This window comes from Stenotrophomonas sp. STM01 (assembly GCF_014852135.1).
GTDB lineage: Bacteria > Pseudomonadota > Gammaproteobacteria > Xanthomonadales > Xanthomonadaceae > Stenotrophomonas > Stenotrophomonas capsici.
Genome location: NZ_JACVBA010000001.1, coordinates 54,659 through 67,704, shown reverse-complemented (window position 1 = coordinate 67,704; position 13,046 = coordinate 54,659). Strand labels below are relative to the sequence as shown.

Genomic DNA, 13,046 nt, shown 5'->3' with positions numbered 1-13,046 from the left:
GGCCTTACTCCTGCCTCAGCAACTGGCGTTGCTCGGGGGTCAACCGCGAAACCACGGTGGGGTCGAGCTCGCCGCCCACGCCAACGAACTGCACCGGATTGGCCGGGTCGTAGGGCATGCGCACGAACTGGCCACCGGACGTGCCGCCGCGCGTGCCGGTGCTGGCCGACGGCGAGCCGAAGCCAAGCACTTCCACGCTGATGACCGACGGGCGCACCTGCTGCGTCTGGCGCTTGACCATGTCCTGCGCCGCCTGCACCGCGCTGTTGGCCGCGGCACTGGCCGAGGTCAACGCACTGATGTTGACCGAGGCGATCGCCGGCAGGCCCACCGACTCGCCCTGCACCTGGATGTTGTCGGCGTTGAGCACCTGCAGCGCGGCCAGGTTGACGTTGCCCGAGACACGGATACCGGCCTCGCCCGCGTCGATGGTGCCCAACGGCGCGATCAGGTCCACGTCGCCCGGTGGCACTTCCGGGATCGGGTTGAGGGTGGCGATGCCGGCACCGGAGGACGGCACCTGCGGGGCCAGCATGGCATTGCCCCACTGGTCATAGGTGCGGCGCGGCGGGGTGAACAGCACGGTGGTCTTGGCACCGCGACCGGCGTTGATGTCGCCCTGCTCCGACCAACCCAGGATCGAGCCGCCGAAGGTGGTCATGATGCGCGACAGGCCCAGCGACAGCGACTGCTCGGAGAACAGGGCGATATCGCCGGCGCCCTGCGTCATCACGCCCGCAGAGGCCGGCGGCACTTCACCCTGCACGCCCACCACGATCTGGCCACCCGGTGCCAGCATCTGGATGTCGCCGCCGAAATCGGTGCGCACTCCGGCGCCGCCGAACATCACGATGTCGCCGGTACGGGTGATGGTGTCGCCGTCCGCGTCCTGGTCCGGGAACAACGCGGCGATCATCTGTCGCCCCCGCAGGTAGGAGCCGAAGCGGGGGCCATCGGCATCGTTGTACTCGCGGCCACCCTCGCGCAGCTCGGCGTAGTAGACCGAGCGCAGGAAGATCCGCTGTTGCTCCGGCGCCAGTGCGTCGAAGTAGGCCAGTGCCTGTTCGCCGGTACCACTGAAGCCGAAGCGCTCGCCCAGCCAGTCGCCCAGTTCCTTGTCGTAGACCTTGACTACCTTGCCCTGGTTCTGCGGATCGGCCAGCGGGCGGGCCGGGTCGGCCAGGTTCCGCGGGTCGAGGTAGCGCGTGCGCACCACGTCCCAGTCCACGTCGGTCATGCCGGCCATCAGCGCCACGCTGGCACCGGCACGCGTGTCGCCGGGAACCACCGGGCCGATCGAGCGGAGGCTGGCCATGTCGTCCTGGCGGATCTGTCCACCGGCGATCAGGTCCAGGTTGCCCGGCCCGGCGAGGGTGACATTGCTCTGCACGATGTCACGACCGGCCTGCAGCAGCGACACATCGGTCACGTGGTTGTTCATTGCGGTCACGTCGACGCCCAGCACGTCGGTGCCGGCGCGCAGCTGCACGGCCTTGGCCATGTCGTACCAGACCGCATCGATCCTGCGCGGCCTGCCGTCCAGCCCGGGTCCGGTGAAGCCGGTCAGCGTGCTGCCCACCTGCAAGCGGGTGATATCGCCGTTCACCGCGTAGAAGCGCATCGGTTGGGCATCGTCACGGTGCAAGGCACTGGTCACGGTGTTCGGCCCGAAGGCGAACAGGTTGTCCAGCCCGTCGTTGGCCCGGTTGGAGAACTGAAGCTCGCCGCGCCAGTTGTTGAACACGAAGGCTGGACGGAACGGCGTGGACAGCACCTCCTGCGACGCGCCGGACATGCTGAACGCATAGCTGATCGTGGAAGAATGGATCGACCCGCCGGCAAGCAGCTCCAACGCGCCGTAAGGCGACGGCGCCAACAGCAGCGTGGCGTCGTAGCGCTGGCCGTAGACGATCGGCGACTCACTGATGCGGATGTCACCTCCCGGCGCCACCGCACGCAGGATCGACGGGTAGGTGTGGAAATAGCGCGGGCCCACGGACGTGTGGATCTGCGACGCCAACAGGTTGCTGCCCAAGACGTTGCCGGCACCGAACGACGCCGGCGCCAGGTCGCCGCCGGCCGAGAAAAGGTTGATCGCGGTGCCATCGGTCCACAACGAGAAGCTGCTCTGTCCCTTGCCTTCCAATGCATCCGAGCCGAACGCGTGGGCAATCGTGCCGAACTGGTCAACCAGGCCCGGATTGCCTGCGCCGGACAGCACCAGGTCACCGCGTGTATCCAGCCATGCGGTCGCGTCGCCCAGCATCAGTACCGGCCCGGCGATGGTGTAGGCGTTGCCCATCGCGAACGGATTGCCCGGGCGCAGCCCGCCGCCGTCACCGAAGGTGGGGGTCATGCCACCCATGCCGGCCGCGCTGAACGTCAGCGTGCCGCGCAGGTTGGTCAACACGCCGTTGAGGTCCAGGTTGTCCTGGGTGGCGCCACCGATATCGCTGGCGCTGGCTTGCTGGCTGGCCAGCGCATTGGGATTGAGGCGTCCGCCCAGGCGGATGTCCACGTCGCCACCACCGGTCAGTACCAACTCGTTGCCGACCACGCGACCCGTGGAGCCCACCGCCACCACCAGCCCCTGCGAACGTTCGGCGCGCTGCGTGGTGCGGCGCATGCCCTCGCCCCGGCCGTCGACGATGCCCGCGTCGCCGCCGGCCTGGATCGCCACATTGCCGCCCCCCAGCGCGCCAAACCCGGTGAACCCGACCATGCGTGCCGACTTGTCCGTGGTCGAGGCCACCACGTAGGCGCCGAAGTTGATCCACCAGCTGGTGTCGAGCGGGTCCACGCCGGTCGCGCTGCCGGTGCCCTGCCGCCACAGCCAGTTGCCGGCGCCACTGCTGGACACCAGCGCGGTGTAGCGGTCCTCGGGTTTGGCCGAGCCTGCCACCGGGCCCATGCTGTCGCCCAGGATGTTGCGGCCTGCCGACACCAGCAGGTTGCCGCCGTGGTCGGGGTACCAGGCCTGCCAGGCGGACAGCGCTGCGTCGTAGGCGCCACCGGCCTGGATGTCGCCCAGCACCTTGCCGTTCTCACCACCGCGCGGCTGGTTGAAGCGGCTGTTGTCGATGCCCTCGATGCTGCGCTGTGTGCCGGCGGTATAGACGCCATAGAGCGAGCGCATGGCGACGTCGCGCCCGGCGACGAGGTTGAGGTCACCGGTCCCGGTGCGCAGCACGCTGTAGGCCGGCGTACCGAACGCGTAGGAGTACTCGCGGATTTCCTTCGGTGGTTCGAACCCGGCCGGTTGGCATTGGCTGGGGTTGGCTGCGCAGAAATCGGGCAGCGTCATCCCGGTCATGTCGGCGAAGGTGGCCGAGTAGGCCTCCATCAACGCGGCGTCCAATGCTGCCGCGGTCAGGCCGACGAAGCGCGCCTCGCCGATCCAGCCCATCGCGCCGTCCATGTTGAGCGTGGGGTTGTCGAACGTACCGGTGCAGTACGGCTCGTTGCCGCTGCTCTTGCAGACGTTGGCCATCGATTCGCCATTGAACGCATAGTCCCAGGACATGCCCCAGTTCTCCTGCATCCAGGTGTCGATCTCCTGCTGCGTCTTGCCCGCCAGCGACGCCTCGCCGAAGTAGGCCAGCGCGCCTTCCTCGTTGAAGGACCAGCTCTTTCCGTCACCAGGTGCCTTGGTCACGCAGCCATCGGGCGCCATGGCGCAGTAGTCGGCCAGCGACATGCCCCAGAAGTCCTCGAAGGAGATCCCCATGTCCGCCATCAGTCGTGCATTCAGTTGCTCAGCGTTGAGGTCGGCATAGGCCGCATCGCCCAGGGCTGCCATGGCACCGTCGGCCGTCAGGACGATGCCACCGCCACCGCTATTGCCTCCCTCGAAACGAATGCTCACCTTGCCGATGGAACCGTAGTGGGTATCGGCCAGCACGATGTCACCGCTGCCCAGCGCATTGCGCATGCGCACGTCGGCCGAGCCCAGGTCGGCGCCGGCCACCAGCGTCAGGTCCCAGCTGGTGGTGCCCTCGGGCAACATCGGTGCCAGTGCCCAGTTGCGGCCCTGGCGCCCTTCGCTGTCAGCCGGGCGCAGGTTGACCGGCTGGTCGCCCACCAGCTCGACCTTGGTCATCGAGGGAATGAACGCGCCGCGCGCCAGCGTGGTGTGTTGGCTGGTGGTCAGCGCAACCGGCAGCTTCGCGCCCTTGGGCAGGGTGAACGACCCCACCCCCACCGCATCACGCAGCAGGAAGCCGGCCGCCAGGCGCGCGCCCTGCCCCAGCACCAGCGCGTCGGCCAATACCGTGCCGGCGCGATACAGGGTGCCGTCGGCGCTGCGCACGTCGGCGGACAGCACCTGCCCGGCCGGCAGCGTCATCGGCCCGGTCAGCGACACCTCGACCGGCACGGTCGCACCGGCCGGCAGGGTCACCGGTTTCACGGTGATCTCGTAGTTCAACACCGCGCCGGCCGGGAACACCGTGCCGGTGTCCAGTACGACGCCATCGATCGGCACCACGATGTCGCCACCGAACGGGGTGTAGCCATTGAAGTAGTAGCTCTCGCGGCCCTCGGTCAGCAACCAGCCCTTGTCGTCCGGGGTGTCGGCCGGCGGGGCGAAGCCGTCGTTGATGCTGCCATGGATGTTCACGTCGCCGGCCGCACGCAGCACCAACATGCCGGGCTCGCCGAAACCCCGGCGGGCCGGATCCAGGCGGTTCGCATCCGGGCCATAGCGATAGCCGGACAGGTCGATGTCACCGGCCACGGTCAGGTTGCCGTCCGGGTTGGTGAGCGCGTTGCTGATGACTTCCACGCCGGGACGCAGGCGATACGCCCCCAGGCCCGAAAGCCGCGCCGCCAGCGCGGCATTGCCCAGCGCCGCGTCCATGAAGGTGCGGCTATCGGCGTCGACGCCGTCCAGCCAGGCCTGGGTGACCAACTGCGGACGCGAGCCGGACACATCCGGCAGCGCCGCCAGCGGGGCATCGTCATAGCGGCGCATGCCGTAGACCGCGAGGGTTTTCGCACCACGCACGTCAACGCTGCCGCGCACATCCACGGCCACATCGTCGTTGCCCACGCGAGGGGCCACGAGCTCCAACGTCCCGCGCGCCACGTGGTCGGCGAACACCGACTCGGTGCCGGCACGCAGGTCCACCACCGCACCGCTGCCCAGCACCAGCGCGCCTTCGCCGGTCGCCAGCGATACGCTGGCCCGGTTCGGGGCGTCGATGGGCTTGCCGTAACTGTCACGCCGGATGCCGGTGGCATGCGCGTCCAGCGTGCCATGGACGGTGAGGTCACCCTTGGCGGCCAGTCGGATGCTGCCCACCTGTACACCACTGGCGTCGATCCGGCCGTTCACGGTCAGCGCACCACCGTCCAGCGCGATCTGCACGTCGCGTGCCTTCAGCTCGTCGCCGATGACCAGGTCGCCCTGCTTGATCTGGAAGTGGCGGGCGCCGAACACGCCCCCCTCGTTGAGGCGTTGGTTGAGGCCGGCGAAGTCCTCGAGCACCTGCGCACGCACGCCGAACCGGCCCGCATCGTAGGGCACCAGCGTGCCGCCCGCGTCGTACAGGCCACTGGCGGTGCCGCGCAGGCGGCCGAGCAGGTCGACGTGTCCTGCGCTCGCCCCCAACGCAGTCACATCGATGCTGCCGCCGCGGTTGTAGGCGGCCGAGACGTCGATGAGCGAGTCGGCGGCGGCATGCACGTTGCCCTCGCGACTGTTGATCTGCAGGTCGCCGCCCCAGCTGTAGCGCTTGACGTCGAACAGGGTGATCTCGCGCCCGGCCAGGTCGATCCTGGCGTCATCGCCGAGCGTCACGTCCTGCGCGGCGTCGAGCACCAGCTTGCCGCTGGGCAGCACCACGGCGGTGTCGAGATGGATGTTGCGGCCGCTGAAGCGCAGTTCCGCCCCCAGCTTATCGCTGGCGGCTGCCGCGCCGCCCGTGCCACCGCTGATGGTGATGTCACCACCTGCGTGCACGGCCAGTTTGCCGGCCGAGCCACCGCTCAACAATGGCGTGGTGATGTTCAGCGCGCCGCCCGAGTAACGCCAGCCCTCGCCTGCGACGTAACCGTTCTGCTCACGGTAGACATGCAGCGAGCCGTTGTCAGCGTCGGTGGAGATCAGCTTGCCGGCGGTCAGGTTGACCGTATCGAAACCCAAGGCGATGCGGTCGGAGGGTACCAACCGGACCGGCTGCGCGTTCGGCGCATAACCGAAGCGGATGGTGTCGGCGACGATGTCCAGCGTGCCGCCGCCCAAGCGGTCCAGGATCGCCGCGCCCGGTGGCACGGCGACGGCCTCACCGGGTCGCGACGTGGTGTTCGGGTTGCTCGGGCCGGTGCCGGCCCAGATGAACTCGCCGGTCCGGATCGTGGTGGTATCGCCAGCGGTGCCGTAGCCGTAGATGGCCGGTGCACCGAACACCAGGCGGTCCAGCCGCGACTTGCCGTTGATGTCCAGCGTGTCCAGGGTGACCGAACCGTAGACGTTGAAGCTGTCGCGCACGTTCAACACCAGCGATTGCAGCACCGGCGTGCCTTGCGCGGTGTTACCGTCGAGCAGGCTCGATAGCAGGTCCTGGTTCAGGGCCATGCCCGGCGGCAGCTGTCCCGCGGCGCCGGCCTGCGCCAGCGCTTGAGCACTACCAAGGTTCACTGCGGAAACCGCCAGCACCAGATCGCGCGCGCCGTAGCGGACCGAATCACGCAGGGTGAACGCACCGTTGGTGGCCACGCCGAAGGTGCCTTCGGTGAGGATGCGCGTATCACCGCCGCAGGTGCTGCCGGTCGTGCAGCCGCCGATGTCGATGGTCGGCTTCGTCTCACCGTTGGACGGCAGCAGGTTGATCCATCCGTTGGACACCACCAGCGCGCTGTTCGAGGTGCGGAAGTAGTAACCGTCGTCGGAGGAGAACCCCGGCTTGCCCATGCCGACCGTATCGATGGTCGCGCCCTGTTCCACCAGCACGCCGATGCCACCACTGGCGGCGGTGAGCACCACTTCCGGTGCCCGCAGCCTTGCCCCATCGCGCACGATGACGCCCTGCGCGCTGCCGGTGATCCCCACTTCCGCCTGCCCGGCGGAGGCGCTGGCCATGTTGCCGCCGATGACCAGGCGGTTGGCGTTGAAGGCGTTGAGCTGGCTGGCCTGGATCGCCGCGCCGCTGAGGTTGGCCAGCGGTGCCTGGCCATCGGCCAGGATCTGCAGGTTCGAGGCGCCGGCGCCCTGCGTGCTGACACTGAGGATGCCGCCAAAGCCCTTGCTGTCCTTGGTCGGGCCGAACAACGCGGTGCCGTCGAAGGTCAGCGCCGGTTGGCTGCCCAAGCCGGCGCCACTGCTGAAGGTGAGCGCCAGTCGACGCGCGTCATCGGTCAGCATCCCGCGTGGCGCATTGCGGCGCGCGGCGTCGGCGATGATGAATTCGTTGTAGCTGGTTTCGTTGTAACTACTGTGCCGGCGCACCACATCGGCCGGGGTGAGGATGATCTGGTTGGCCAGCGCGGCGCGGATGTCGGTGTTGGCCGTCCCCAGGTAGCCGGCTGCCACGTAGGAACCGTTGCCGGTGGCGCTGACGCCCGGGGGCATTGCCGGCGACGTCGCGCCGATCTCCACGCGGAAGGCTCCGGGCAGCAACGCATAGGACGCTGGCATCAGCGTGTAGGTGCCCGCCGGCAAACCGGGAACACCGTCGCCAAGGGTGACCTGCCGCCCCACCGCCGGTGCGCCCTGCCCCTGGCTGCCGCCGGTCGGCGCATGGCTTCCCGTGTAACCGGGCACCAGCGCGTAGACCGGGTTGCCGGACTGGCTGAAGGTGAAGGCCGGATTGGCATCGGCCAGCGCGGCGTTGAGGATGTCCACCGAACCGCCGCGCCCGCTGACGAAGCCGGCACCCTTCAGGTCGCCGCCGCCGGACATGTCCAATACGGCCCCGGCGTCCACCACGATGCGCTCACCGGCAATCCGCAGTTCGCGCTCGTCGCCAGCGCTCCCACCGCCGATGCTCGGCGGCTTCATCTCCTCGCCGTTCAACACGTACTTGATGCCGTCCACGGTGCCGCCATACGGCATCATCAGGCCTGCACCACTGACCGAGGTCAGGCTGCCGGCCAGGAAATGCACCTCAGGGTTGCGGTAGGCATCACCGATCTCGATCATGCCCAATGGTGCGCGCAGTACCCCGCCCTGCTCGATCACGCCCGCGTTCACATGCAGCCGGCCGCCCACCGAATACGGCACCGCTGGCGTGGGCCCGCCCCATGAGCGCAGGGTCAACGTGTTGTCCGGGGTGGAGGCCACCTGCACGCCACCATTGGTGTCGCCCACGCCCAGGTAGCCATCGGCACCGCTGGCGGCGTAGATCTGCGCGGCGGTGATGGTCATCCGGCCCGGTGCGAACAGCGTGGTGCGTCCGGAAAGCACCGTGTTCGGCGTGGACAGCAGGCGCAGGTCGCCACGGCTGCTGATCGCCACATCGTTGAAGCCAAGGAACTCGTTGCGGCCGAACACGTCGATGTGCGCGCCGTCCACGCGCAGGCGGTCGCTGCGTCCGGTCAATGCCGGCAGGGTGCCGGCATAGGCGACTTCGGTGCTGCCGTTGGCGGCGTACTGGGTCATGCCGAGGGTGAGGTGGGGGGCCGACAGCTGCACCGTCCGGCCGGGCTCGGCGTCGGGAAACACGCCGAGCGGGCCCCACAACCGCAGGCTCTGCCCCATCCTGAGACTCAGGTCGCCGGGGGTACGCATCGCCGCGTAGATCGACAGATTGTCGAAACCGCCGGCCTGGATCTGCTCCACCGCCAGCGTGGCCTTGCCGTAGGCCAGTGCATCGCCCGGGCGGGTGCCGTCGGCCAGGCTGTCGCCGTCCTTGTCCTGGGTGAGCACCAGCATGCGCGGCGTCAGCACTTCGGCACTGGCCTGGCTGCGGTTGTAGATGCCGCCGTTGTAGGTCAGCGCCAGCGTGCCGCCCGCCGCGCCCTTGCCGCCGGCGTGCGCCTTCAGCGTGCCGTCCAGGAACAGGCTGTTGGCCGAACCCAGCACGATGCTGCCGCCATTGCTGGCCACGGTCAGCGCGTTGGACGGGCGACCGTTCTCCGGCGACGGCTGGTCCAGCACGACGCTGCTGCCGGAGGCATCGAGCACGGCACCGGCACGGACCACCAGGTGCATGTCGGCGGGACGCCGTTGTACCGGCATGCCGTTCTCCCAATCCAACGCTCCGCCCAGTTGGATGGCGCCGCCGGCCTGGGCAAGCCCGTAGCGTTGTCCCTGTGCATCCAGCGCGCTGTAGGCACGCCCGGCCACGTCCAGCACCGCGTTGTCGCCGATCCAGATCGAGCGATTGTGTGCCTGCGGCGCATACAGCGCCGTGTTGGCGCGGACTTCGTCAAGCACGATCGCACCTCCCCATGCATTGAGCCGTCCCTCCACGGTCATCTGCATCGGGCTGGCCAGGCGGATGGTCGCCCCCGGATCGACCGACACGGTCGCGTCCTTTCCGATCTCCACGGCACCGCCCTGCGCCAACCGTTGTGAGCGCAAGGTCAGGTCGGCGCCCCCGCGCTGCACCAGACGGCGGCTCTGCGGCAGCGCTTGATGCAACGGCGGCGTCCACAGCTCCAGCGTCATCGACGCCGGCGTGCCGGTTGGCGTGGTCAGGCTGGCTTCGTTGAAGCGGTAGACGGGCTGCAGCACATCGAGCGTGGTGCCGTCAGCCACGGTGACGCCGTCCTGGCCATTGATGTCATACGCGGAGAAGCCGCTCTGGAAACGCGAGGTTGCCAACGTCAACGCATCGGAGGCCCCGGCCGTGGCATCGCCGATCATCACCTTGCCGGCGGTGACCAGCGACAGCGTGCCGCCACCCTGGACGCCATAGGCGCGGACATCGCCGTCCAGGCGCAACCGCCCCGGGCGGGCGCTGACCTTCTCCGAACCGGCGACCAGGCTGACATCACCGCCCTTGCCGCCACGGGTGTCCAGCTTCGGGAGTACCGCGCCACCGGAGGACACATCGATCCGGCTGCCCCCGGCGATACCCACGTCGCCACTGAACTCGATGCCAACCTTGCCGCCATCCAGGTAGGCCAACGTGGACAGGGCTTCCTCGCCGTTGTACCAGCGACCGCTGAGATCCAGGACACCGTTTTCCGTGAGCTCGAACCGTGCACTGCCATTGCGCAGCAGCGCCTGCAACACCGGCGTCGGTGCGCCCGGCGTGGCATTGACCAGGTTGCCCGCGGTGAACGTGCCGCCATGCGCGGTGAGCGTTGCATCCACGCGGATGTCCGCCGCGGCCAGCGATACCGCACCGCCGTCGGCCAGGGTCACATCGCGCGTGATCGCCAACGTGTCGCGCGTGGACAAGTCCAACCGTCCAAGCTGCTGGGCGTTGAGCCAGTCCGCGTCCAGCAACACGGTCCCGGCGCGTCCGGCCGCCAGCGCCTGGCTGGGCGCGGTCATCCCGCCACTGATCGGGGTGAAGCCCCCGATCTCGGTCCGGCTGGCAAACGGGAGATCGAAGCCGACGGTGGCCGCACGGCCCACCACCAGGCCGCCGGCACGGGCCACCGCGGTCTGCGCCTGCTTGTAGCCATCGCCCACCGCATCCCGGCCGCGGTTCTGCCCGCTGCCGTTGAACACGCTGGCGTTGATGTCGCCTTCCAGTACCGCGGTCGGCGCACTGACGATCAACGTGCCCGCGTCCCGGCCCACGGTGTAGCCGCTCTCCAGCCGCGACTGCGGCGCGACGAGCGGGTTGTAGAAGTTCTCGGTGACGCCCCAGCGACTGTGGTCCAGGTGATAGCCGGTGTACAGGCCATTGAAGGCCATCCAGGCCGGCGCATCCTTTGCGTTGTAGATCTTGCCGTCGGCACCGCGCAGCCAGGTCTGCGCGACCTGGCCGGTGGCCACGTCCAAGGTTCCGCCGGCAAGGTTGACCTGCGAGCCGCGCTGGGTGATGACCTCGTTGCCGCCCAGCGTGATGGTGCCGCCCTGCGCCGCCCATTCGCCGATGCCATGGCTCTGGTTGGAAACGTAACCGCCCACTTCCAGCAGGCCGCCGGGCAGATACCAGCGATCGGCGTCGTAGCCGCCGGTGCCGGCCGGCACCAGAATCAGGTCGCGGCGGTCCACGGCGATGTTGCTGTTGGCCAGCTTGCCGCTGTCGCGGTTGGCCGGCGAGTCGCGCAACTCGTTGCCCTGCACGTTGACGATGACCGTGTTGGACTCCATCGCCACGTTCACGCCCACCGCACCGGAGACGTCCAGGCGAGCGCCTTCGGCCACGAAGGTGCGGGCGTTGGCTTCCACCGCGACCTGGCCGCCGGTGGCCAGGGTCAGGCTGTCGCCTTCGAAATGCACGTTGCCGCCGGAGACGATTTCCACCCGCGACTGGTCGCCCCGGTCCGACAACCGCGAAAGATTGTCGAAGGCGCCGGCACTGCTGGTCAGGCGCAGCGCGTCCTGCCTGGTCGATGCGGCGATCAGCGCATCGCGCTGGCTGTCCAGTGCCGATGCCGCTGCATCCTTGTCACTCACGCCCAACGTCCGGGCCAGTTCGCCGTCGTCCTCGATCAGGATGGCGGTGGTGCTGCCCTCGCCCAGGGTGACGCTGCCGCCTACATCACTGCGTGCATTGAGCAGGTGCACGGTGCCGCGGTTGTTGACCGTGGTGGTGGCGATGGCCACGCCCTGCTGCTGGACCGTGTGCCCGGCCAACGTGACGTCGCCCTCTCGCGCCACGATCAGGCCGCTGTTGCTTGCCTGCCCGCTGGTGCTGCTGCCGGGGCGACGCACGGCCGCCACTTCATTGCCGCGCGTCGTCGAGGCGGTATTGCCATCGGTGGCCACGCCCTTGCGGATGATGAAGTCGTCGCCCGCGGCCAGCGTTGTCTGGCCCTTGCGGGTGGTGATCTGGCCGGCGTTGTTCACTTCCTGGCCGAGCAGCAGCACGTAACCGCCGCCCTGGGTCACCGATTGCGGCGCGTGGGTCTGGATCAGGGCGCCGGCCTGCACGTCCACCCCGCCCTGCGCCCCGCTGAAGTTGGGTGCGTAGGTGCTGCCGGTCAGCGCCGAGTACAGGCCATTGCCGTTGAACTGGCCATCGCTCATGGTCGCGGCGGCCGCGACCAGGTTGCGTACGTTCACCTGCGAGCTGCCACCGAACAGGATGCCGTTGCGGTTGAGGATGAGCACCGTGCCGGGGGCATTGATCTGGCCCTGGATCTCGCTCGGGCGCGCGGTCGGGTCGTTGACCCGGTTCAGCACCGCCCAGTTGGCCTGCTGGTCGAAGTTCAGCGTGGTATTGCGGCCGACGTTGAACGTCTCCCAGTTGAGGATGGCCTTGTCGGCGGTCTGCTTGATGTCCACGACCACGCGGCCATCCTTCTCCGACTGCACCGGCCCGTTGGCGTTGTGCCAGCCGCGGGTCAGTGCGTCATCGTCGATCTGCAGCCCGCCCTGGCCCAGTCCGTCGGGAATGCTGGATGCACGCACCAGCGCGGCGTTGCGCGCTTCGCGCTGCAGTGCCTGCTGCAGGGCAATAGCCTGCGCGGCGGTGTTGAGGTTGTCGATCGACATCTGCAAGCGCTCGCGTGCCGCCTGCGATTGCGGCTGCGGGCCGGTCAGCAGGTTGGCCGGTCGCCCATCCGGCAACAGCCCGGTGCTGGCGGCGGTGCCCTGGGTGGCGCCCTTCTGGTTGAACCATTGCGGGCTGAATGCCTGCTGGGCGCTGGCGCTGCCGATCAATCCGCCCGCAGCCAGGGTCAGCGCGATGGCGTGGGCGATGGGTGCGATCCTGAACCTGCCGGTGGGGGTGGAACTGCTCGCCGTAGGCTTGTCGTTGCGCGCGCGGATGATCATGGGTGTGGTCTGCCGAATGAGTGAGCCGTGGGGGGAGGCCCTGCGCCGGCACGCTCACGCTGCGGCGGGAAGCCCCCTCTGTACGGCTGACGAACGGCGCTGCCCGGATACCGCAAGATTTCTCCACCCCAGGACACCGCCCGCGCCGGCGGCGTCCATGTCACGTCATGGGCGTTTCGGTTTCATGAAACCGCATCGGCCG

The 13,046-nt window shown here is 68.8% G+C and carries 1 protein-coding gene; it reads right to left on the bottom strand.

Going from position 1 to position 13,046, the window contains the following annotated elements:
- Positions 1 to 4: 4 nt before the first annotated feature.
- Complete coding sequence (locus IB227_RS00295; protein ID WP_192285703.1) at positions 5 to 12,844, bottom strand: filamentous haemagglutinin family protein; 12,840 nt, start codon at positions 12,842 to 12,844, stop codon at positions 5 to 7.
- Positions 12,845 to 13,046: the final 202 nt, after the last annotated feature.